Origin of the sequence: Algoriphagus ornithinivorans, assembly GCF_900115305.1 — a bacterium.
Lineage (GTDB): Bacteria > Bacteroidota > Bacteroidia > Cytophagales > Cyclobacteriaceae > Algoriphagus > Algoriphagus ornithinivorans.
The window spans coordinates 273,976-297,943 of the sequence record NZ_FOVW01000001.1 but is presented as its reverse complement, the minus strand read 5'-3'; the positions used below and the strand labels follow the sequence as shown (position 1 = coordinate 297,943).

Genomic DNA, 23,968 nt, shown 5'->3' with positions numbered 1-23,968 from the left:
GCTATATTTTTTCTATCTTTTGGATTGAATTCACCAATTCCAATATGAAAAAATATCTATTTGTTTTATTGATCTTTTTAGTTTTTGAAAGCCCTGCACAAAGCATTTATGATTCTTCCATCCCCATCAAATACCGAAATATAGGGCCTTTTCGGGGTGGCCGTTCAGTTACTGCCACTGGGGTAGTCGGTGATCCATTGACCTATTATTTCGGAACCACGGGTGGTGGTGTCTGGAAAACCAGTGATGCTGGTCAGCATTGGGTCAATATTTCTGACGGATACTTTTCAACAGGATCTGTTGGAGCCATTGCGGTTTCAGAATCCAACCCAAATATCGTTTATGTAGGAATGGGCGAACATGCACCCAGAGGAGTTATGACTTCCTACGGTGATGGAGTATATAAATCCACAGATGCCGGAAAAACCTGGAAAAAACTCGGACTGGAAAAGACAGAACATATCTCCAGAATCCAAATTCACCCAAGCAATCCAGATATCGTCTATGTAGCAGCTCAGGGTGCTTTGAATGTACCAAACCCTGAGAGAGGGGTTTATAAATCTGTCAACGGTGGAGAGACTTGGGAAAAAGTACTTTTTGTAGATACTAAAACCGGAGCGGTGGAACTTTCCATGGACATGAATACTCCGGAGGTGCTTTATGCCGCCATGTGGGAGCACCAACGCAAACCTTGGCAGGTGATTTCAGGCGGACCGGGTTCAGGCATGTATAAATCTACAGATGCAGGAAAAACCTGGAAAAAAATTGAAAATGGATTACCAAAGGAAAAAGGTAAAATGGCCGTTTCTGTTTCCAGAGCCAATTCCAATAAAGTGTATGCTTTGGTTGAAAGTGACACCTACAAAGACTTAGGTGGGCTGTTTGTTTCCAATGATGCAGGTGAAAGCTGGGAGCTGGTTAATAAGGACAATCGCTTAACCCAACGCGCTTGGTATTACATTGAAGTTTTCGCAGATCCCAATGATGAAAATACGGTTTGGGTTCAAAGTGCTCCCATGCTCATGTCATACGATGGGGGTAAAAGCTTTGAGGCAGTAGACGGGGCTCATGGAGACTACCATGATTTATGGTTCAATCCCAAAAATTCCAAAAACATGATTTTGGCTGATGATGGAGGAGGTTCTATTTCCTTCGATGGAGGAAAAACCTGGTCCACTCAAGATAATATGCCAACCGCCCAGTTTTACAGGATCAATACCGACAATCAATTCCCTTATAGAATTTATGGGGGCCAACAGGACAATACTTCTGTTGTGATTTCCAGTTTGGCTTTGGGGAGAAGTGGAATTTCCCGTGAAAACTGGAACTATTCGGCAGGAGGTGAATCCGCATTTTTAGCATTCGACCCGGATAATCCCCGCTATGTATTAGGAGGAAGCTATCAGGGAACTATCGAGGTTTTGGACATGGAAACCCAAGGTTCAACCAATATCATGGCGGCTCCCATCCAATACTTGGGGATGGATGCCAAAGACATGAAATACCGCTTCAATTGGAACGCACCTATAATCTGGTCTCAGCATGAGCCCAATACTTTTTACCATGCTTCGCAGGTCTTATTGAAGACACAGGATATGGGACAAACTTGGACAGAAGTATCTCACGATTTGACGAGGAATGAAAAAGAAAAGCAAGGCACTCCTGGGGTACCCTATACCAATGAAGCTGTGGGAGCTGAGAATTATGGCACGATTGCCTATGTCATCGAAAGTCCACATGAAGCTGGTGTAATCTGGACAGGAAGCGATGATGGGCTGGTGCACCTTACTAGAGATGGTGCAAAAACTTGGACCAATGTAACTCCAAAGGGATTGCAGGAGACTTTGATCAATGCTATTGAAGTGTCTCCCCATGATCCTGCCACGGCCTATATTGCCACTACCCGCTATAAATTCAATGATTACACTCCGGCGATATATAAAACCACAGATTACGGAAAGACCTGGACCAATATTTCCAAAGGAATTCCATATGGAGCATTTACACGAGTAGTTCGAGAAGACAGCAAAAAGAAAGGTCTGCTTTATGCGGGAACAGAGCAAGGGGTTTACATTTCCAGAGACGGAGGAGCAAACTGGACTTCATTTCAGTTGAATCTACCTGTCACCCCAATCACTGACTTGAAAGTAGCGCATGATGATTTGATTGTAGCAACCTCAGGACGTTCATTCTGGATTTTAGACGAGTTGAATGTGGTACGGGAAGTAAAAGAAAAGGTAGATCAACCCACACTCTACAGTCCTGAAAATGCACTTTTAGGAAACTGGTATTCCAGTATGAATGGAGGGAATTTGGATGAGTTTAAAGGCACTCATCCCTTTGAAGGAATTAATCCTGCAAATGGAATGGTCATCCATTATTCACTGCCAGAATCAGCGACAGATTCTACTGAGATGACCTTGGAAATTCTGGATGCAAAAGGCAATTTGGTTCGGAAAATTTCTTCAAAAAGAAATCCTGAGGCAAAAAGCTGGGCTGGTGGACCACCGCTGGAACCCACCATTTCTACCAGAAAAGGATTGAATCGATTTGTTTGGGATTTGCGCTACCCAACTATACCTGGAATCCCGGGAGCTTATATTGAGTCAAGTTATCGAGGACATAAAGCTATTCCGGGCATGTATACCATTCGCTTGAGCGGAATGGGTGTGAGTTCGGAAGCCAAAGCTGAAATAAAGGATATTCCTGCCTATAAACTTACTGCGACTGATTACCAAGCTTATCATGAGTGGATGAGCAAATTGGAAGCTGAGGTAAGCACTATGCATAATATGGTAAACACCGCTAAAGATTATCAAGATCAGCTTGCTTCCTTATTGAAAAGATTGGAAGGAAAAGCTGAGTATAAAGAAATCAAGGCTGCGGGAGAGGCCCTTCTCAAAGAGCTTAAGGCTTGGGATGAAGAAATGATTCAGAGAAGATCCACCGCATATGATGATGTGGAGAACTTCCCGAATAAGTTTACAGCTAACTTCCTTTTTATGCTTAATCATGGAGAGAGCAGTATCCCGAAAGTAAATGAAGGAACTAGGGCAGAATATGCCCGATTGATGGAGCAATGGAAGCCTTTAAAAGCTGAAGGGGAAAGATTGATTGATAGCGCTGTTCAGGACTTTAATCAAAAGGCAAAAGAAGCTGGAGTTGGGGTTTTGTTTGTGAAATGAAGGAAATCAAGATAATAGCGGATCCTACTAAGGGCGGTGATCTAGGCAATTATTGGCATTACATGTTAGGCTTCTTTTTGCCGTTTTTGGTTTGGCTGGAGAAAAACTCAGACTATTTAAAAGATAAAAAACTGATTATCGATAGTTGCAACCCAATGACGGATAGAATTCTTGAAGAATTTTTGAAGGAAAGTTTATTTTCCTACGAAATGAAACAACTATCTGAAAAGAAATTGGAGATTTCAAAAAAGTACTGGAAGTCCTACAGAGAAAAGCTAAAAAGGCGCCTTTTGAAACTTGAAATAAAACTCAGAGACACAAAGGCTTCATTATTTATTTTCCATGAATTTCTTGAAAAAAAAGACTCTATTATTATTCCACGATGGGATGTTTATTTAGAGCTTATTGGCACCTTCCCAAAAGCTTACGAATCCCAAATCATGAGCATAAGAGAAAGCTTAATCGATTGGGCAGATTCACAGAATAAAGAAACTAGTGGAGCTTATACATTGATTTTAAAAAGGTCTGATCCTCCCACCTCTACCTTAGGGAAAAAATCTATTGAAAAAAGATGGCTTAAGGGTTATGGTTCTGAAAGAAGGCAACTCTTAGGCATCGATTCCCTGTATCATGAATTAGAAAAAAGAGACTATAATCCTTTTATTTTTGCCTCTGGAGACCACAATTTGAAGGAACAAATAAGTGTACATTATCGCTCAAAAACTTTAATTGCAATTAGAGGAGCAGATTTATTTAACATGTTTTGGATGCCAAGCAACTCCACCGTTATAATGCAAGCTAGTAGTGGACTCATTAACAAAGCTGCTCAGCCTATTTTGGCAAGATGTTGTGGTCACAAATTTTACGAAATTCCCCACCATGGGGAGAAATCACCAAGATTAAACTTTGAAACAATAAGATCTATTTTAAATGGAACGAGAAATACAAAGATCCCTAACCATTGTTGATTCGGAACAATACTTAATCGATTTTTTAAACGAGACGAAAGAAAGATCTGCCTTTAATTTGAAGGAAATTGATTTTGAATCCCAAAATCAATGGAATTTTTCAGACGGAGCATTATCTCACTCGTCTAAAGGTTTTTTTCAAGTTGTAGGTGTGGAAACCACTACCGGGCTGCATGATCAAAAATTAATGCTATATCAGCCCCAAAGTGCATTAACAGGTTTGATAATTTCAAGACAACAAAATGAAATATACGTTTTACTTCAAGCGCGTGTAGAACCTGGAAATACAGGAGTAATTCAATTTGGCCCTACTATCCAAAGTACACCTGCAAATTACCTGAGACTTCATGGCGGGAAAGCAACTGCATACATTGAGTATTTTACAAGTTTTGTACCTGGATGTAATCTGATTACTCACTCCATGCAGCATGACCTAGGTTCCAAATATTTCCAAAAAAGTAAAACTCATCACTACCTACTCTCTGAAGATTTAATTGAAACCAAAGAAAATATGGTTTGGGCTTCTTTAAAAGCAATTAAGGGAGTCTTATTAAAAGATAATTTTTTAAACGCAGACCTTAGATCTCTTTTAGCTGTTTTTGACTGGGACAGCCTATTGTTGGAGGATAAAAAGGATAGAAAAAAAATTGAAATTGATCAGCCTAATAATAGCACATTAGGGAATTACAAAATGATTCCTGTAGATCAATTGAAAAATTGGAGTATTACTAAAAATGGAATAAGTGCATTAAACCCAGCACTTCCGACGATCGGATTTTTTCATTTTTCAGCAACAAATAGAGAAGTAAAAGCTTGGTCTCAACCTTTATATAAATTACCGAGCCAAGGTTTAATTCAATTAGCCTACAGAGTAATGGGTGATAGTATTGAATTTTTAATCAAAAAAGATCATGAATGGGGAATCTCAACTGAGTTTGCATTTTACCCAACCTATATGTCAAGTCCTGAAAATCCAAATTCTAGTAAACCAATAACCAATGGAAGGTTAAAAAGAAAAATAATTCAATGCGATGAAGGGGGAAGATTTTTTCAAAACGACAGCGAGTATCAATTGATAGAAATCAATGACTTCAATTTAACAGATGATTTCATTTGGACCAGCGTTGACTCTTTAGTGTTCTACTTAAAACAATCCAATTATTGCAGTTTTCAATTGCGCTGTGTCGCTTCTATAGCACTTGATTTATTGCAACCAAATGCGTTTGGAGATTAATCTGCTTGGAGTAGTAAGGGTTCTGAAATAGAATTAAAATACTGAGTTTAATTTTATCCATAAAATTCAAATCCTTTGAAATACAAGAGTCACCTTATTTGGATGGGAGTTATCACTCTTCTAGTGATGAGCCTAGTGGAATATCTGGGATGGATGATCGTTGCAAAGTATTCAGGAGAATCTGCTGAGCATGGATTCTTTTCAGTTCAGGGACTGATAGGCATTTTTGAAAATTGCATTGGTGCTTTTGTATTTGGATTGATATTCGTCGGACTGGTTTTTATTATCCCTTCTTTCAGAAATAATTGGAAACATCGCTACCACCAACCTGCCTGGGCTGGAGTATTATTCTTTTGTATCATTCTGCTCATTGTCACTGTATGGGGATTTTTTTCTAGTTAAAAAATAAAAGCTCCCGTTAATCGGTTACCGAATATTAAAGTCAAAAATTGTTCAGCAACAATATTAAATCCTTAACACATAATAGATTAGGCAATTGCTAAAATTGACATTTAAGTAAAAAACAATTACTTTTTTCTTACCGTTTATCAAAATCGAAGGGTAATGAAATCAAGGTTAAGAATCATCCTAATTAGCTTTTTCATAGGAACAGCATTGCTTTCTTGTAGCAGTGATCCAATAGAAGTAAAGTTTAAAGAATTTCAAGGAAACTTGATCCTATTCACAGTTGAAAACAACATGGAACAGGATATAAACACAATTTCTTTCGAGATTACCTATTATTCAGCAGATCGAGCAATTCTTGAAATTGACACTTTAGAATATTCAAAAACCCAAGATATTACAGGAATGCAGATACCGTTTCTTCAGGCAGGAGAGGAAACTTTTTTCACTTACCGTATGCCAGAAAAAACCATTTCTGCAAAAGCAGAGGTAATAGATTTCAACTGAAATAGGATTATAACCATCTTTAAATCAGAAGTCTTGAAAGGGCGATATTTACCTTGCCATATAGATTGAAATCCTCCTTCCTTCTTCAAAATAAAGACAACTCAAGTTTACTGCACCCTTAGATTGATTATTCACCGAGTTATTTACTTACTGGTTTGAAGGGTGTAATCAAATCATCTTTAGAATATTTCTACCTTCTTAAAACCAAAAAATTAGCCAACCCTCTAATTTTTCTTAATTCTTCTATTATCTTAATAGTTTAAAGATATTTTATGAAGAAACTAATCCTATTCTCTGGACTTTTATTTCTCCTTTTTGGATGTAATTCAGCTGACAAATCAGAATCAAAATCTGAGCTCCAATTAAACATCACTAATACAATCAAGAACCTCCCCCTACCTATTGGGGTTGGGCACTTCAATCATGCCTTTCAATCAGTAGAAGATCAATATCTCCTGTTTTTTGATTATAAATCATTTCAAGTTCTCATCTACTCCAAGGAAGATGGAGCACTGATCAAGACAATCCAGCTTGAGCAAGAGGGACCAAATGGGATCGGAAAGTATGTAGCAGGATTTTTTGCAAAAAGTCTAGATGAAATTTATTTAACAGCCGGTACAAACACCCTATTTAAAGTTGACGGAAATGGCCAAATTCTTCAAAAAATTCAGATGGATACCGGAGATTTAGAGAAAGATGGAGTCAGTCTTTTTTCCAATATTTTCACTATCGCCAATGATGGAATTTACTTTGCAGCCTTTCCTATGGTTTTTGAATGGACTTCTTTGAGCCCGGAGGAATTGACCAAAATTCCGAATCTTCTCAAATTTGATAGCCTAGCTGGATCATTTACCCCTGTGAGTTATTTCCCTGAGGAGTTTGTGGGAAATAATCTAAACAAAGCAATCTTCCCTCTCCTATCACTCGGACCTGATCAGGAGCCAGTTATCAATTTGAATTTCCGAAACTTATACCAAGTGAAAAATGGGGAAGTTCAAGCTCATTCGGCAGCTCATTCCGAATTCCCCGAGGAACCAACCACCTCTTCCATGTCTAACATGTTTGAAGACATGAATGAAATCATGAAGATGATCAACAATGTGGACATCTACACTGATCTATTTTATTTGCCAGAACAAGAATTGCTCGTCCGGGCGGCAAAATTTGAAGACATTCCGGAAAGCACCGCAGATGCCACCTTTTTAGCTTCTCAATGGGGCTTGGTGTTTCTGGATACTGATTATAAAAAGGTTGGAGAAATCACTTTGGAGCCAAATCAATACAATGGGCAATACATTTTCGGAACCAAAGAAGGAATTTGGATATCTACCGATCATCCTGAAAACCCTGAATTATCAGAGGATTTTATGAGATTTCAATTGATTGAGGTGAAAAAATAAGTTACTTCAATTTCATCTTTCTTATTTAGAAATTAGAAATCATCCATAAAAACGAGTCCCTTTCCAATATGAGTTGGATAGAAAATGGACTGTGGAAGGTGATTTTCTATACCATCCTTCCTTTTTTTGAGGGAGTCAAGTAATTATCCTTGGACTTCTTGGTTTCTGAAACTTATTTCAATTTGTAATTTCGACTCCTGACTAACCCAGCCCATTTTAGGTGTATTAGAAATTCAAGCTATAACATTGGATTTATAAGCAATAAAACTCAAGCCATGACCCAAAAAAGAATACTCTTCACCGGAGGATCCGGGAAAGCCGGAAAGCATGTAATCCCATATCTCCTCAATCAAGGTTATCGGGTTTTGAATGTAGACCTTACCCCGCTCAACATTCCTGGAGTAGATAATCTTCATGCTGATATCACGGATTCCGGACAAATGTTTAATGCCATGAGTTCTTATGCGGGCCTGGATGAATTAGAACCTGGAAATGGAGTTCCACCCTTCGAAGCTGTGGTTCATTTTGCTGCTGTTCCAAGGATTTTAATAAAGCCGGATAATGAAACTTTTCGAGTCAACACTGTAGGTACTTATAATGTAATCGAAGCAGCAGTCAAATTAGGAATCAAAAAAATCATCATTGCCTCTTCTGAAACCACCTACGGAATTTGTTTTTCGGACGGAAAAACAGATCCTGATTACCTACCATTGGATGAGGAATATGATATCAATCCCATGGATAGCTACGGCCTTTCCAAAGTGGTCAATGAAAAAACCGCAAGAGCATTTCAGAGAAGATCAGGTTTTGATATTTATGCATTGCGAATAGGAAATGTTATTGAACCTCATGAATATCAAGAGCTTTTCCCACACTATTTGAAAAACCCTGAAGTCCGCCGCAGAAATGCATTTTGTTACATAGACGCAAGGGATTTAGGACAGATAGTGGATTTGTGCATCCAGAAAGATGGCTTGGGATTTCAGGTTTTTAATGCTGGAAATGATCATAATGGAGCTGTCATTCCGAGTAAGGAATTAGCAGAAAGATTCTTCCCCGGAGTTCCTCTTAAACGTGATTTGGAAGAACACGAGGCTTTATTTTCCAACAAGAAAATCAAGGAAGTTTTGGGCTTCAAAGAGCAACATAACTGGAGAAACTATCTGGACTGGAAATAAATTCTCCACTTAGCACCTCATCCAACCGCCTGTTAAATGCTTGACTTAGCAGGCGGGACTCCGCATACTTTTTGAAAAATTTCGATTAACTTAAAGCATCACTAATCAATGAAATTTTTGTATGCAATTAGCCATTCACAATTGGATGAGAGCAGAATCCCTGGAAAGTACCCTCAAGCGTATTTCTGCTTTAGGTTATACTCATCTTGAGATTCAGGGAGCGCCGGAACAATATGATACCCAAGAAGTCAAAAGCCTACTGGAAAAATACAATATTCAGTGCTGGGGCTCCGTAACCCTCATGTTAGAGGATAGAAACCTACTTGCCAAAGATCCCAATCAGCGTAAAAAATCCGTGCAATATGTATTGGATTTGGCCAAAATGGTCAAAGACTTGGGAGGCAAGGTAATCTCTCTGGTTCCGGCTACTGTGGGAAAAATTGTACCAGACGCAAGGCCCGAAGAAGAATGGCAATGGGCGGTGGAAGGAGTTAAAGAGATTTACGCTTATACCGAAGCAAATGGTCTGAAAATAGGAATAGAGCCTATCAATCGTTTTGAAACTTACTTTATCAACCGTGGAGAACAGGCACTAGCTTTGGCTGAGGCTGTAGGACCAAATTGCGGGGTTTGCTTGGATACTTTTCACATGAATATTGAAGAGATTGATCTTTTTGAGACCATCCGAAAAGTTGGAAAAAGACTGGTGAACTTTCATGTGGCAGATAACAATCGAATGGCTCCCGGTATGGGAAAACTGAATTGGGAAAAAATCATGAACACTTTGTCAGAGATTGGCTACAATGAGGTGATCTCAGTGGAGTTTTGCGCACCTCTTGATAGAACTCCCGCCAATCCATTTCCAAATTCAATTGACGAAGCTCCAGAAGGATTGAGTAAAGAGCAATTGAAGTTTTTACAAGACCATGGCAGTACCGCAATTACAGATGAATTTTACACCATGCTTACTCAAAAATCCGCCGAAAAACTTAAGCCTTATCTGAAATGATTATCACAAATATTGAGGCATTTTGGCTTCGTTGCCCAATCCCAACAGAAAAGCAGCATCGTTCTGATTATGGATTACTAACCAATTTTGATATGACTTTGGTAGTAGTCACCACTGATTCGGGACTTCAGGGATTTGGTGAAGCAAAAGCAGCGGTTGGATCCTCGGGATCCTGTGCGAGCATTGTAAGTTGCATTGAAAATGAGCTCAAACCCATTTTAATTGGAAAAGATGCCAGTGAGATCACCCGGATTTGGGAGATTGTATATAATGGAACAAGAGACCATTATGCGCTATCCAGAGGTAGAAAATTCCCGATTTTGGGAAGAAGAGGCTTGACTATTTCTGCTTTGAGTGGAATAGACACGGCGCTTTGGGACATAAAAGGAAAAATGCTGGGTGTTCCTGTAGTAGATCTTTTAGGTGGCAGTTGCAGAGATAAAATGCCAGCCTATGCTAGTGGCGGTTGGGCTAATGCAGAAAAGATTGGCGAGCAGTTGAAGAGCTATACTTCTAAGGGCTTTTCAGGAGTAAAAATGCGCGTTGGTGTCATGGATGAATCCGTGGCAGAAAGTATCAAACGCGTTAAAGCTGCGAGAGAAGCACTCCCCGATCACATCAAATTGATGGCTGATGCACATGGCACTTTCAGTGTTCCAGAAGCCAAGCAATTCTGTAAAGGTGTGGAAGATTGCAATTTATATTGGTTTGAAGAGCCCATCAGTCCAGATAATAAAATCGGTACTGCTGAAGTGAGGGCTTCTACTTTCATTCCAATTGCAGCAGGAGAAAGTGAATATACAGCTTTTGATATTCGGGACCTTATCGCTGAAAAAGCACTGGATGTCATTCAGCCGGATTGTGCTATCATAGGCGGAATCACTGAAGCAATGCGAGTTTCACAGCTCGCACATACCTACCAACTGGAATTGGCACCGCATTGCTGGGGTTCGGCTTTTTCATTTATGGCAGGACTGTCCGTAGCCTTTGCTTCTCCTTCAGCCAATGTTATTGAGTTTTCATTGGGAGGAAATCCCATGATGTATGACTTGGTCAAAGAACAAATCACCGTGGACCAAGATGGAAATTTACCAAAACCTACTAGCCCCGGTTTAGGATTGACTCCAAATTGGGATTTTGTAAAAGAATTTAAACAATAGCAGCCATGGCAAAAGCAATACAAATCAATCATGTAGCCTTAGTGGTCAGCAACTTAGAGAAGGCTTGCGAATTTTATGAGCATGAATTGGGCTTAGAACCTATCCCAGCTTTCCTATTCGACTATCCTACAGCTTTCTTTAAGATCAATGAGGATCAACAATTACACTTAACAGAATGGGAAGATGTTTTTTCCTTCCGTGGACATATTTGTCTTCAAGTAGATGATATCAATACGATTTTTTGGAGAATGAAAGAACTGGGTATCATCGATATCAAGCCTTGGGGAAATGTCAGACAGCTTCCGGATGGCCCTATTCAGATGTTTGTTCGTGACCCATCCGGCAACTTGATTGAACTCTCCTCATCCCCTGAGACTAAAATAGATCCCAACATATTTGAAGACGAACTTTTCAAAGCTGGGATTTATGTATCAGGAAGAAATGATTTCAGAGGATACAAGTCCAAGGATGCTACGCTTTATCACAAGAAGAAATGAAGCAAGTGATTTTGCTTTTGGAAACCGTAGCAGAAGAGGCTATGAAAATCCTTTTGGATACAAAGGAATTTGAAACGGTTTTGACACTGGATGAAAAATCCCTTCAAGAAGCAATTGGAAATGGGAATATTTCGGCAATCATCACCAGAGGGAAAGGCCAGGTAAGAGCTGAATTGATGGACCAATTACCCCAGCTTCAAATCATTGCTCGCTGTGGTGTTGGTTTGGATAACATTGATGTAGAAGAAGCTACCCGGAGAAAAATCAAAGTCGTCAATGCCCCCAATAGCAATGCAAACACCATTGCAGAGCATACCATTGCGTTGATGTTGAATTTGCAAAGAAAGCTTTACAGCGCTTTTACAATGGTTAAAGAAGGCAGATGGAATGATCGGGGAACCTATGCCGGAGATGAGCTAAACGGGAAAACTTTAGGGATTTTGGGCATGGGCAATATTGGGAAAAAAGTAGCCCGTATTGCAGATGCTTTGGGATTGCAGGTTTGTTATTGGAGTGCAGAAAAAGAAGATGTTCCCTACCCCATGCTGTCATTTGAAGAGGTTTTGAAAAATTCGGAAGTACTCAGTTTACACTTGCCACTAACTCCTCAGACTTCCAATCTAATCAATGCAGAAGCAATTGGAAAAATGAAAGAAGGAGCATTGCTTATCAATACAGCAAGGGGACCTATCATTGATCAAAAAGCCTTAAACGATGCTTTGGAGTCTGGAAAATTGGGGGGATTCGCAGCAGACGTCTTAACTGAAGAGCCCCCTTCCCAAAATGAACCTTTAATTTCCCACCCAAATACTTTAATCACAGCACATGTAGGCAGTTTGACCAAATCGACCTATACTCAAATGTGTGTGATGACGGTGAATAATACTTTATCGATTTTGAAAGGAATGGAGCCTACCAAAAACTGTATTTTCAATCGAGCTCAATTAGAGCTAACTTGATAGCAGCATTCAATCTTTTATCGAAAAAACATGATCAACCAACGCTTTCTCTTCTTTTTAGCTATAACCCTTTCCCTTTTATCCTGCAGAAAGAATGACATATCAGAAGAATCAGACTGGATACTTTCAGATGCTGATTCTGTATTTACCACGCCCCTTGGGAAAACCTATACTATTGCTAGCCCGAGTGAAAAAATGCTCAATCAATTTGAGGAAGCAAAAGCTACTTATGAAGCAAACCCGGATGATGTAGAAGCTTTGATTTGGTATGGAAGAAGGACAGCCTACTTGGGACAATATTGTCAGGCCATAGAAATTTATTCTAAAGGGATTGAAAAATTTCCCAATGAACCCAAATTATACAGACATAGAGGCCATAGATATATCAGCATCCGCGAATTTGACAAAGCGATTGAAGATTTGGAAAAAGCAGCCACTCTGATTCAAGGCACAGAAAATGAAATTGAGCCAGATGGTATGCCCAATGCACAAAATATCCCTGTAAGTACTTTACACGGAAATATCTATTATCATTTAGGATTGGCATATTATCTCAAACATGATTATGAGAAAGCCTATGAAGCTTACCTGCTATGCAGGGAAAGTGGTGACCTTTATGATAATATAGTTTCCAGTACTCACTGGCTATTTATGATACAGCAACGTTTGGGGAACCCAAGCAAGGCCGATTCACTTTTAGCTCCGATCCATGCGGATTCAACAGTAATCGAAAACCAGAGCTATGCAGATTTATGTGCGCTTTACAAGGGATGGTTGCCTGTAGATTCTTTGATTCAAGCAGGACCAGGCGGGAACCCTTCCAATGATGCTATTCGCTATGGAGTGGCAAATTGGTATTTATATAATGGAGATACCCTGACCGCCAAAATGATGATGGAAGAGCTCATTCAAACCAATTCCTTTGCTTCTTTTGGATACATAGCGGCGGAGAGTGATTTGATAAAATATTTTGGAGGCAAGTAGACTGTAGTGGAGTTCAAAAAAGCTCAAATGTCATTGATTAAACCTTTTGCCTTGGGCAGAGTCAAATCATTAAATTTTCTTCTATGAAAATTAGACCTTCACTTTTGATTTTGGCTTCTTTTCTGATTTTTTCTTGTGAAAAAGTCGAGCCTAGCCCATCTATTTCTGAGATGTATTTCCCGCCCATCCAAGGATCAAGCTGGGAAACAGTCAATAATTCAGAACTAGGTTGGAAACAAAGTGAATTGCCGTCTCTGCTGGATTTTCTAAGGACAAAAAACACCAAATCCTTTCTAATACTGGTAAATGGAAAAATAGCATTGGAAGAATATTTTGATGGCCACACCGCAAATACCATGTGGCAATGGAATAGCGCCGGGAAAACACTAGTTACAGCTACCACCGGAATCGCTCAAATGGAAGGCTTGATTGATATCAATAGACCAGTTTCCCTTTATCTTGGACAAGGCTGGACTAATATGCCATTAAATAAGGAAAATTTGATTACCCCCAGATCTCTATTGACCATGACTTCGGGAATCAATGATGAAAGTGAACTGAATATCAAATCTAATCTCACTTATTTGGCTGACGCAGGAACAAGATGGTCCTATCACAATGTATTTCAAAAACTGATGGATGTAGTATCATCTGCAAGTGGCCAGAGTTTTGAATCTTATTTTGATTCCAAGCTTGAGAGTAAGATTGGAATGGAAGGTTTTTGGAATACCGGAATTGTCTTTACAATTTATCATAGCACGACCAGAAGTATGGGGCGATTTGGACTTTTAGCCCTGAATCAAGGGGAGTGGGCTGATCAGCAAATAATTAAAGAGGATTATTTCAAAGAAAGCACTTCAACTTCACAGACGATTAATCCTGCTTACGGCTATCTATGGTGGCTTAATGGTAAATCTCAGGCTATGTTGCCGGGTAGCCAAAATATTTTCCCGGGACAACTAATCCCTATTGCTCCAGCTGATATGTTTGCCGCCATGGGGGCAGAAGATCAAAGAATTTACGTGATTCCAAGCAAAAAAATGGTCATTGTAAGGATGGGAAGAGCCTCAGATCCTACAAGGCCTAGCTTTGCCCTTTCAGGCTTTGATCAGGCACTTTGGGAAAAAATAAATGCGGTGATTAATTAATCGGCATTAATCAAGAACCAAAGAATCTTTTATTATTTTTTGGTTAAATTCAATTTCATCAAAGATCGATGCCATGAATAATCAAGACGAACGAATAGCATCCATGACATTTTCTTCTGTTTATCCACATTATGTTACAAAAGTGGAAAAGAAAGGAAGAACTGAAGAAGAATTACTGGAAGTAATCAAATGGTTGACTGGATTTGATGATAAAAAAATTCAGACCTTGATTAATGAAAAAGCCAATTTTCAGGAATTCTTTCAACAGGCTAATTTAAATCCCAATGCTCATTTAATTACTGGGGTCATTTGTGGCATCAGAGTGGAAAATATAGAAAATCCATTATCTCAAAAGGTCAGATATTTGGACAAGTTGGTGGATGAATTAGCCAAAGGAAAGAAAATGGAGAAGATCCTAAGACAAGCTTGATTTAACCAATTGCTCAATTTTTCCATTGAAATCACCAAATCAAACAAAAAATAGCGTTTCGGTAATTGGTGCCGGTATCATCGGCTTAACCTCTGCAATAGCATTGCAGGAAGCTGGATTTCGAGTTAAAATCTTTGCTGACAAAAAATTTGATCAGACTCTTTCTAATAAAGTCGGGGCAGTTTGGTTTCCTTATTCCATCGAGCCCAAAATTAAAACCGACCGTTGGGCAGGCGTAAGTTATGCGCGCTACCTAAAAGAATCCTCCTTTGCCAAAGGAGTAAGCATGATTCCATTTTTGAATGCTTATAATGACCTGAAGGAAGAAGAATGGGTCAAGCACTTACCTCCTGGAACAGTGAGAGAAGCCACAGAAAAAGAGCTTCCTAAAGGCATGGAAAAAGGACTCATTGCCGAAGTACCACTTGCCGAACCTCCTTTATATCTCCCTTATCTTTTTGAAAAATTCATTGACGTTGGAGGAGAGTTTGAGCTGCGTACTTTTGATAGTTTGGAGGAAATGAATCAACTGGGATCTTTTGTAATAAACTGTACAGGTTTAGGCGCAAGAGCTCTCTGTAAAGACAAGGACCTGCATCCCATGAGAGGTCAGATCTTACGAACCGAAAAAATGGGAGTTTCCTCTTTCGCTGATCCCACCAAAAAAGGAGCTCTTTCTTACATAATCAATAGAAGTCAGGATGCTGTCATTGGTGGGACTGATTATGACAATGATTGGAATGAGAACGAGGACGCTAGAGATACTGACCTTATTTTAAACAGATTGAAAGCTTTTGGAGTCAGTACTCCTCCAAAAGTTTTGGAAATTTTAGTAGGATTAAGACCAAAAAGAAGTGCCGTCCGATTTCAATTTGATCCCCAATATCCTAGAATTTTTCATAATTATGGACATGGAGGTGCTGGCTTTACCGTAGCTTGGGGTTGCGCTTTGGAATTGGCAGAGGAATTAAGGAAAAAGGTTTCCTTCCAATAGAAACAACCTTGTTCTCAGAATAATATTTGGTTTGACTCATTTTTTGTACCTTTGCGCTTCCTTTCAAACCAAGGCAGTCACGATAGAGAAAAATTTTCTTTTAAAACTCTGCTAATCAAACCTATTTATGAAAAAGTATTTGAACCTATTCGACTTTTCTCAAAAAGTAGATTACAAAATTGAAATTCTTTCCGGGCTAACGGTAGCCATGGCTTTAATTCCTGAAGCAGTGGCATTTGCCCTTATTGCAGGATTATCTCCCTTGACCGGGTTGTATGCTGCTTTTATGATGGGATTGGTCACTTCCATTTTAGGAGGTAGACCAGGGATGATTTCTGGAGCAACAGGAGCCATTGCAGTTGTATTGGTAACCTTGGCAGCTTCCCATGGAGTGGAGTATATTTTTGCTACGGTCATTTTAGCCGGTATTTTACAAATCGCTGCGGGTACACTAAGACTTGGGAAATTGATGAGACTGGTGCCGCATCCTGTGATTTTTGGCTTTGTCAATGGTTTGGCAATCATCATTTTCATGTCACAGTTGGATCAGTTTAAAGGAGAAGATGGAAATTGGTTGAGCGGTTCTACTCTTTACATTCTACTGGGTTTAGTATTGTTGACTATGCTGATTATTTGGGGTCTCCCAAAACTGACAAAAGCTATTCCTGCATCCCTGACCGCTATTTTATCAGTCTTTGCGATCGTAACATTTTTAGATATTGACACAAAAACAGTGGGTGATATTGCCTCTATTAAAGGTGGCTTCCCTCCTTTTCATATTCCAGCTATTCCATTCAATCTAGAAACTCTTCAGCTAATTTTTCCTTATGCAGCTATTGTTGCAGGCGTGGGATTGATTGAAAGTTTATTGACTTTGAATATCATAGATGAGATAACTGAGACAAGAGGAAGAGGAAATAAAGAAGCTGTGGCACAAGGAACAGCCAACATTCTATCCGGATTTTTCTCTGGAATGGGTGGTTGTGCTATGATCGGGCAGAGTTTGATTAATGTCTCATCAGGTGCAAGAGCAAGACTCTCGGGAATCGTTGCTTCCGTAATGCTTTTGGTATTTATCATGTTTGGGTCCAGCCTAATCGAGCAGGTCCCAATGGCAGCATTAACAGGTCTAATGATCATGGTATCTATTGGAACCTTTGAGTGGGCAAGCTTGAGAACCTTCACCAAAATGCCTAAGTCAGATGTGTTTCTGATGGTCTTGGTTACTTTGGTAACTGCGGTATTGCATAATTTGGCATTAGCCGTATTGATTGGAGTGATCTTGGCGGCTCTGTTTTTTGCTTGGGATAATGCTAAAAGAATTCGCGCAAGAAAGCATGTTGATGAAAATGGCGTAAAACACTATGAAATGTATGGTCCATTGTTTTTCGGTTCAATTTCAGCCTTCAATGATAAATTCGATGTACTCAATGATCCAGAAGAGGTCATCATTGACTTTAAAGAAAGTAGAATTGTCGATATGTCTGCTATTGAAGCGCTAAACAAAATTACCGAACGATATTTGAAAGTCGGAAAAAGGGTCCACCTGAGACATTTAAGCCCTGACTGTAGACGATTAATTGATAAAGCTGACTCCATTATTGATGTTAATGTAATGGAAGACCCCACTTACAAGGTCGCAGTTGATCAGTTATAAAATTAGAAGCGCAAAGAAATCCAATCCTTTGCGCTTTTTTTTGGTTTATCTTAGAGGAACCTATCTAATTATGAACCTGTTTCGAATAGGTAAAGTGAATTTTTCATCAATGATAAAACGATAGAATATCATTTAATTTATGGGGCAAGCTCTTTCTGATTCCCAAATAAAAAAAGTACTTCCAATCATCCTGGCAACAGCCATTTTTATGCTGATGTTGGATTCCACTATCTTGAATACATCATTACCTGCCATTGCAGAGGATCTGAACGAGTCACCTCTCAACATGCAAAATGCAATTATCAGTTATGTTTTGACAGTGGCTCTTTTGATGCCAATTAGTGGATTTGTAGCAGATCGTTTTGGAACCAAAAGAGTATTCATTTTTTCATTAGCCTTGTTTGCTTTGGGCTCTTTGTTCTGTTCTTTATCCCAAAGCCTAAACCAATTGGTCATATCCAGAGTGATACAAGGTGTAGGAGGCAGTATGATGACTCCTGTAGGTAGACTGACCTTAATCAAGGCTTTTCCAAAAAACGAAGTTGTAAGAGCTATGAATTATGCCATCATTCCAGCTTTGATAGGGCCTATTTTAGGTCCATTGGTGGGTGGATACATGGTGGATTATCTCTCCTGGCATTGGATATTCCTGATCAATCTTCCTATTGCAGTGGCTGGAATTATTCTTAGCATCAAGTATTTACCCGATTACTATTCCAGCCCTTCAGATTTTGATTTAAAGGGATTTTTGATTTTTGCAGCTGCCACCTTTGTCCTTTCCGTTTCCTTAGAACTATTAGGGAATTCTGTTCAGACCACTCCCCTACTGGTCGGATTATTCTTCGGTTTTTTATTGTTCTATTTTTACTATCGGCATGCTAAAAAAAGAGAGACTCCACTATTCCCTTTGGATTTATTCCAAGTTCGAACCTTTAGAGTTGGAATTATAGGAAACTTGGCGACAAGGCTAGGAATCAGTTCTGTCCCTTTGCTTTTGCCTCTGATGATACAGATAGCCTACGGAAAATCCGCAGTGATTTCAGGTTGGATTGTAGCTCCTATGGCTTTAACAGCCATGCTAGGTAAGTCAGTAGTCATGAAAATTCTTCAAAAGCTTGGATACAGAACTACATTGATGTTCAACACCTTTTTAATTGGGCTTTTGATTTGTGCATTTGCGATTCCAAGTCTTCAGAGCTCAATTTATTGGCACCTTCCAATTATCGCAATTTTGGGATTTTTCAATTCTATCCAGTTTACTTCAATGAATTCCATCGCCATTGCAAATTTGCGACCCTATCACACCAGTAGCGGCAATTCTTTATTGTCCGTTAATCAGCAACTTGCAATAGGATTCGGGGTAGCATTCGGCTTGATCGTTTTGAAGCTTTTTGAAGGGGATGCCGGTTTAATAGATCACGAAATTCACAATGCCTTCCGGTTTACCTTCTTGGTTATAGGAGGATTGACCATTTTCTCTGCTTTTGTATTTAGAAAGCTCCATTACAAGGACGGAGAAAGTCTGCAAGAGAGAACAACATAATCATCAGCAATTGACCAATCTACAACTCCTCAAACTTTAGACAGTTCAGAATTTCAGCTATTCAATTACTCGATTAAGGTGAAAACCATTTGCCTAAATTTCCAACCTGTCTGATCTCCATTACCTGCTCCGGAAGTTTGTTTGAAGATCAATCCGATGATGTTTTCCTGAGGATCTGCAAAGTATTGGGTATTAAAATAACCTCCCCAATCGAAGGTTCCCTCGCTACCTAATCCCCCAGTTGCAACTCCTTGTTCGGTGACAACTCCAAATGCAAGCCCATAAAATTTGTCTCCATTCCACAAATCACCAACCTGATTTTTCATCATGGTTTCAATCGTGTGAGAGCTCAAAATTCTTTTCCCATTTAAAACTCCTCCATTGAGGTACATCTGAAGGAATTTAGCATAATCTGCTGTCGTACTGGATAAGCCAGCTCCACCTGAAAAAAAGCGTTTAGCTCCTTTTCTGGGATATTCGGGATCGTAAAAAGTGACTGGATATGGGTTCCATTTGCCCTGATTAAAAGTATGTACAGTAACTAACCTTGGAGCCTGGCTATCAGAGAGGTAAAACCGAGTGTCCTTCATTCCCAAAGGATCAAATATCCGCTCTTGAAGAAAGCGGTCGAATGGAATTCCGGAGACAACTTCAATCAAATACCCTAATACATCCAGTCCCTCGCTGTATGTATATTTACTTCCAGGCTCATGATGCAGTGGAAGCTTTGCCAACTTTTTCACACTCTCTTCAATGCTGATGTTTTCCGTTGTAAATAAGTCAGTGATACCAGCTTTAGAATAGATCATCCGCATGCGTTCATCCCCGTCTATCACTCCATAACCCAAGCCAGAAGTATGGGTCAAAAGATGTCGGATGGTGATCTCTTTAGATGAAGGCTTGGTAGTATAGCTTGTATCAGCATAACGAAAATTGGAAAGAACCTGAGGATTTTTGAATTCAGGGATATACATAGATATCGGATCATCCAATCTAAATTTCCCCTCCTCCCAAAGCATCATAACCGCAGTGGACGTAATAGCTTTTGTTTGAGAGGCTATTCTAAAAATATCATCTTTTTTCATCAGCCTATTGCTTGGCACATCCGCAAAACCTTTTGCTTCATGATAGACCACTTTCCCGTCTTTGAGAATCATGGCTACCAGGCCAGGAACCTGTTGATTTTTTATTGCCTCATCCAGCATAGCATCCAATTTGGATACTCGATCTGAAATAATTCCAGGAACAGATTGAGCAAAGGACTGAATAAGTCCTAGAAAAAAGAACAGGAAGAAGAATTTGAATTTGGTCATTTTTGGGATATTTATTCGGATAAATTAAGCCTTTTCCAAATAATTACCCAGTATTAATACAGGAAGCATTTAATTATTCTACTTTCCCGCTGACCGATAACATCTTTAAAGCTCCTTATTGTCAGGAAGCAATTCTTGAAGAATACTTGATGCTACCGCATTGGAAGCCTCCTGATCTCCTAATCTCTCTCGGATCAAATCATAGCCCTGAAGCATTTGACCCTTGTAAATAGGATTTCCTAAAATCAAGAGTAGTTCCTTCTCCAGGTTTTCGATAGAAAAATCATCCTGAATCAATTCTTTCACTACAGTCTGATCCGCAATTAAATTGACCAAAGAGATATATGGAATTCGAATAAGCCTTTTGGCAATGTGGTAAGAAATAGGTGATGTACGGTATACTACAATCTGTGGAACTCTAAAAAGAGCCGTTTCCAAGGTAGCTGTTCCGGAGGTTACCACTGCGGCTGTGGCATGGGAAAGAAGATCATACGTCTGATTAAAAACAAGTTTGATTCCAGCCTCTTTAGCAGGTTTATAGAGGTTTGGATTCAAACCATCGACACCTGCAATTACAAACTGGGCGTTGGGAAACTTCGGAACTAAGGCTATCATCTTATTGAGCATGGCAAGTACTTCCTGTGTTCTGCTTCCCGGAAGTAATGCAATAATAGGAGCATAACTGAGCTCATTTTTTTGAAAGAAAAAATCATGAGCTTTGAATTTTTTGATTTCATCCAACAAAGGATTTCCAACATATTTCACCTCCATGTCATACTTCTTGAAAAAATCAGGTTCGAATGGAAGTATACTATAAACCTTATCAGTAAAGGCTTTCAGTTTTAGGGCTCTTTTTTGATTCCAAGCCCATACTTTTGGTGGAATATAATAGTGAACAGGAATATGATTGGCTTTTGCAAATTGGGCTATTTTCATGTTGAAGCCACCATAATCCACCAAAACTAAAATATCCGGCTTGTAATTAAGTAAATCCTTTTTAACTAGGTTGAGATATTTAATTACTTTTCTAAAACCCAAAACCACCTCAATAAAGCCCATCAAAGCCACTTCTGAATAATCCACGGCTAAATCCAGGCCAGCTTCTTTAGAATATGAACCACCCATTCCTCTAAATTGAATAGATGAGTCGGTGACTTTCAAAGCCTGAATCAAATTAGAGGCATGCAAATCGCCAGAACGCTCACCGGAAATGATGTAAATTTTTTTGTTTTTCACCACAGAGGACACAGAGGATTATCAATATTTTAGTCTAATTAAGCCGTCGACTAATTTCAATACATTGAAGTTTAACAATAAACCTATTCTATATCCACTTAATTTCAAATAAGTAATCATTTGGGCCTTGTGAATATCTCTCAGCTTTTTCACACTTTTTAATTCAATAATGACTTGATCTTCTACTACAAGATCAAGCCTATAGCCACATTCTAAAAATTGTCCATCAAAAACCACCGGCAGGGATTTTTCTTTTTCGACCTTTAATCCTTTGGTTTTTAGCCTATAATAAAGACAGTTTTTGTAAGTACTTTCTAATAATCCCGGTCCCAGACTTTTATGGACATAAATGGCCTCACCAATTATTTGTTGTGTTAAATCAAAATCACTCATAAAAAATTAGTCTAGTGTAAAAATAAAAATTTATCAATAAACAAACCTCAGATTCTCTGTGTCCTCTGTGGTAAGAAAAAGATTATCCGAAATACTCCACGAAATTCCTCGGAGTTTCATATAGCGTAAGCTTATGCAAGCCTCCATTAGGGGTTATTTCTTTAACAGCAGGTTCCAAGATTTTCCAGAACTCCATTACCAGAATTTCGCAACTAGCCATTTTCCCTTCCATGAAGTCCACGTCCATATTCAGGTTTTTATGGTCTACCTTATCGATTACCAACTTTTTGATTAGGGTGCTCAACTCTTTCAGATCCACAACAAAGCCTGTCTCCGGATCAGGCAATCCCTTCACAGTAACGATCAACTCAAAGTTGTGACCATGCCAATTCACATTGGCACAAGGTCCAAAGACTTCAAAGTTTTTCTCATCAGACCACTTGGGATTCCAAAGCTTATGTGCGGCGTTGAAATGTTCTTTTCGGCAAACGTAAATCATGCTCCTCCTTATGTGAGCACAAAAGTATAAAAAAAGTCCCTGATTGAAAATCTAGGGACTGAAGTAGTCAATTTGATATTTATTTCTCATTCATGAGTTGTACTAACTTTCTTATATCTGTCTCTGATTTTAAAGAAAGTTTATTCTCCTTGATAATTCTCAAGGCCTTAGCCTCTTCTTCTCCAAATATTTCTTGAAAGTTTTTGGTATTCTTTTTCAAGATAAAAGCCTTGCCATCTATTCCAATTAGAAACTCCTCTTCCATTTGAAATACTTTCATTGACTGGGAACCGTAGGCAGCTGTAACATCATCTGCCATAATCTTATATGAATATTTTAAAAGGTGATATTTACCTGTTTCCAGCTCCTGCAAAAATCTTTTCTTTGAAATAGAGGGTATTTCAAAATCTGAAGTGAACTGAACCAATTCCTCAGATTGATCACGATAAAAGAAGCCCTTTAAGTTTTCAGGAGAATAGGCAAATAAATTCCCATCCAACTTGTACTCCAAAGTTTGTTCGTATCCATTCAGAGCAATTTGAATTCCTTCCACAACCTGACCTCCCAACAGAATTATTGTTCCCTCATTGAATTCATTGATGTAGGGAGTGCCTTTCACTTCCTTATATGGACTGGACATGATAGGCTGACCCGTCCCAGTATCTCTCAAAACTGATAATTGAGCCAACGCCACACCAGGAAATAAAATGCAAACAGTGAGTAATTTGATTATTTTCATAGTTTCAGACATTTTAAGAAAAAAAAGACCGGGGATTATTCCCGGTCTTTTTAATTATAGTTACGCTAGATTATCTAGTTATTCTTATTTGTACTTGCTTATAATTCTCACTCGGAGAAATTGAGGCATTTCCATCAAGTCTTAGAAGTAAATCAACTGATCCGCCTAATGCACCAGTATCAACTACATTAACGGTTAGAGTACCCGTACTTGAATTAGCTGGTATTACCAGAGATCCAGACACCGAATAATCTGTTCCAGACACAGCAGTAGTTCCTTCAGGTACTACGGTATAGTTGATTGTTTCATCACTAGCTCTTTGCGGAGCTACCAAGTTGACCTGTAAACTTACTGTGCCAACTTTATTGTTTACAGTAATCCTAGGATAGTTTTGTCCTGCCACAGGAGTTCTTACTACTGCATCTTGAAATTCTACCAATGAACCATCCCATAAAGGATATTCCTGATCAATACAAGAGCTAAAGGCAAGAACTACGACTAAGGATAATAATGATAATATCTTTTTCATA

General features: G+C 39.0%; 23 protein-coding genes. 17 read left to right on the top strand and 6 right to left on the bottom strand.

What is annotated here, in order from left to right:
* Positions 1 to 44: 44 nt before the first annotated feature.
* The 17 genes from BM073_RS01315 to BM073_RS01235 all read left to right on the top strand — a co-directional run bounded on the left by BM073_RS01315 (position 45) and on the right by BM073_RS01235 (position 19,258).
* On the top strand, positions 45 to 3,185 hold the full coding sequence (locus BM073_RS01315) for a WD40/YVTN/BNR-like repeat-containing protein (protein ID WP_091649199.1): 3,141 nt from the start codon (positions 45 to 47) through the stop codon (positions 3,183 to 3,185).
* Positions 3,182 to 4,153 carry a glycosyltransferase 61 family protein gene (locus BM073_RS01310; RefSeq protein ID WP_091649195.1) on the top strand — a complete coding sequence of 324 codons (972 nt, stop codon included), beginning with the start codon at positions 3,182 to 3,184 and terminating at the stop codon, positions 4,151 to 4,153. Before BM073_RS01315 ends, BM073_RS01310 begins: the two co-directional genes overlap by 4 nt.
* Positions 4,116 to 5,387 carry an NDP-hexose 2,3-dehydratase family protein gene (locus BM073_RS01305; protein ID WP_091649192.1) on the top strand — a complete coding sequence of 424 codons (1,272 nt, stop codon included), beginning with the start codon at positions 4,116 to 4,118 and terminating at the stop codon, positions 5,385 to 5,387. The genes BM073_RS01310 and BM073_RS01305 overlap by 38 nt, the downstream gene beginning before the upstream one ends.
* A 75-nt stretch (positions 5,388 to 5,462) precedes the next feature.
* Positions 5,463 to 5,789, top strand: coding sequence for a hypothetical protein (locus BM073_RS01300; RefSeq protein ID WP_139217415.1), 327 nt, complete (start codon positions 5,463 to 5,465; stop codon positions 5,787 to 5,789).
* Between the two features lie 162 nt (positions 5,790 to 5,951).
* Positions 5,952 to 6,299, top strand: a complete 348-nt coding sequence (locus BM073_RS01295) for a hypothetical protein (RefSeq protein WP_091649187.1) — start codon at positions 5,952 to 5,954, stop codon at positions 6,297 to 6,299.
* A gap of 272 nt (positions 6,300 to 6,571) precedes the next feature.
* Positions 6,572 to 7,699 (top strand): DUF4221 family protein, encoded by a 1,128-nt coding sequence (locus BM073_RS01290; RefSeq protein WP_091649183.1) that lies wholly within the window; start codon positions 6,572 to 6,574, stop codon positions 7,697 to 7,699.
* Positions 7,700 to 7,974: 275 nt separating this feature from the next.
* On the top strand, positions 7,975 to 8,877 hold the full coding sequence (locus BM073_RS01285) for an NAD-dependent epimerase/dehydratase family protein (protein ID WP_091649178.1): 903 nt from the start codon (positions 7,975 to 7,977) through the stop codon (positions 8,875 to 8,877).
* A 121-nt stretch (positions 8,878 to 8,998) separates the two neighbouring features.
* The gene (locus tag BM073_RS01280) at positions 8,999 to 9,886 is read left to right on the top strand and encodes a sugar phosphate isomerase/epimerase family protein (protein ID WP_091649175.1); all 888 of its coding nucleotides are present in this window, start codon (positions 8,999 to 9,001) and stop codon (positions 9,884 to 9,886) included.
* Positions 9,883 to 11,046, top strand: coding sequence for a mandelate racemase/muconate lactonizing enzyme family protein (locus BM073_RS01275; RefSeq protein WP_091649174.1), 1,164 nt, complete (start codon positions 9,883 to 9,885; stop codon positions 11,044 to 11,046). The genes BM073_RS01280 and BM073_RS01275 overlap by 4 nt, the downstream gene beginning before the upstream one ends.
* Before the next feature lie 5 nt (positions 11,047 to 11,051).
* A complete protein-coding gene (locus BM073_RS01270) occupies positions 11,052 to 11,543 on the top strand; it encodes a VOC family protein (protein ID WP_091649170.1) in 492 nt (163 codons plus the stop codon).
* Positions 11,540 to 12,502, top strand: coding sequence for a 2-hydroxyacid dehydrogenase (locus BM073_RS01265; RefSeq protein ID WP_091649167.1), 963 nt, complete (start codon positions 11,540 to 11,542; stop codon positions 12,500 to 12,502). The genes BM073_RS01270 and BM073_RS01265 overlap by 4 nt, the downstream gene beginning before the upstream one ends.
* A 30-nt stretch (positions 12,503 to 12,532) precedes the next feature.
* Positions 12,533 to 13,486, top strand: coding sequence for a tetratricopeptide repeat protein (locus tag BM073_RS01260; RefSeq protein ID WP_091649164.1), 954 nt, complete (start codon positions 12,533 to 12,535; stop codon positions 13,484 to 13,486).
* Between the two features lie 83 nt (positions 13,487 to 13,569).
* Complete coding sequence (locus BM073_RS01255) at positions 13,570 to 14,634, top strand: serine hydrolase domain-containing protein (protein WP_217643080.1); 1,065 nt, start codon at positions 13,570 to 13,572, stop codon at positions 14,632 to 14,634.
* A gap of 73 nt (positions 14,635 to 14,707) precedes the next feature.
* The gene (locus tag BM073_RS01250) at positions 14,708 to 15,064 is read left to right on the top strand and encodes a DUF2200 domain-containing protein (protein ID WP_091649162.1); all 357 of its coding nucleotides are present in this window, start codon (positions 14,708 to 14,710) and stop codon (positions 15,062 to 15,064) included.
* Positions 15,065 to 15,089: 25 nt separating this feature from the next.
* On the top strand, positions 15,090 to 16,058 hold the full coding sequence (locus tag BM073_RS01245; protein ID WP_091649160.1) for an FAD-dependent oxidoreductase: 969 nt from the start codon (positions 15,090 to 15,092) through the stop codon (positions 16,056 to 16,058).
* A 127-nt stretch (positions 16,059 to 16,185) separates the two neighbouring features.
* Positions 16,186 to 17,715: a SulP family inorganic anion transporter gene (locus tag BM073_RS01240; RefSeq protein WP_091649157.1), complete on the top strand. Its 1,530-nt coding sequence runs from the start codon at positions 16,186 to 16,188 to the stop codon at positions 17,713 to 17,715.
* A gap of 139 nt (positions 17,716 to 17,854) precedes the next feature.
* Positions 17,855 to 19,258 (top strand): MFS transporter, encoded by a 1,404-nt coding sequence (locus BM073_RS01235; protein ID WP_091649154.1) that lies wholly within the window; start codon positions 17,855 to 17,857, stop codon positions 19,256 to 19,258.
* 65 nt (positions 19,259 to 19,323) lie between these two features.
* Here BM073_RS01235 and BM073_RS01230 read toward each other — a convergent pair whose 3' ends face one another.
* The 6 genes from BM073_RS01230 to BM073_RS01205 form a co-directional block, all read right to left on the bottom strand.
* Entirely contained in the window at positions 19,324 to 20,571 is a 1,248-nt protein-coding gene (locus BM073_RS01230; RefSeq protein WP_245756339.1) for a serine hydrolase domain-containing protein, read from the bottom strand.
* Positions 20,572 to 20,676: 105 nt separating this feature from the next.
* A complete protein-coding gene (lpxB, locus tag BM073_RS01225) occupies positions 20,677 to 21,810 on the bottom strand; it encodes a lipid-A-disaccharide synthase (protein ID WP_091649681.1) in 1,134 nt (377 codons plus the stop codon).
* Positions 21,811 to 21,828: 18 nt separating this feature from the next.
* Entirely contained in the window at positions 21,829 to 22,200 is a 372-nt protein-coding gene (locus BM073_RS01220) for a GxxExxY protein (protein WP_091649151.1), read from the bottom strand.
* Positions 22,201 to 22,282: 82 nt separating this feature from the next.
* Entirely contained in the window at positions 22,283 to 22,699 is a 417-nt protein-coding gene (locus BM073_RS01215; RefSeq protein WP_091649148.1) for a 6-pyruvoyl trahydropterin synthase family protein, read from the bottom strand.
* 79 nt (positions 22,700 to 22,778) lie between these two features.
* A complete protein-coding gene (locus tag BM073_RS01210) occupies positions 22,779 to 23,438 on the bottom strand; it encodes a hypothetical protein (RefSeq protein WP_139217414.1) in 660 nt (219 codons plus the stop codon).
* Positions 23,439 to 23,508: 70 nt separating this feature from the next.
* On the bottom strand, positions 23,509 to 23,967 hold the full coding sequence (locus BM073_RS01205) for a DUF4843 domain-containing protein (protein WP_091649678.1): 459 nt from the start codon (positions 23,965 to 23,967) through the stop codon (positions 23,509 to 23,511).
* Position 23,968 lies beyond the last annotated feature (1 nt).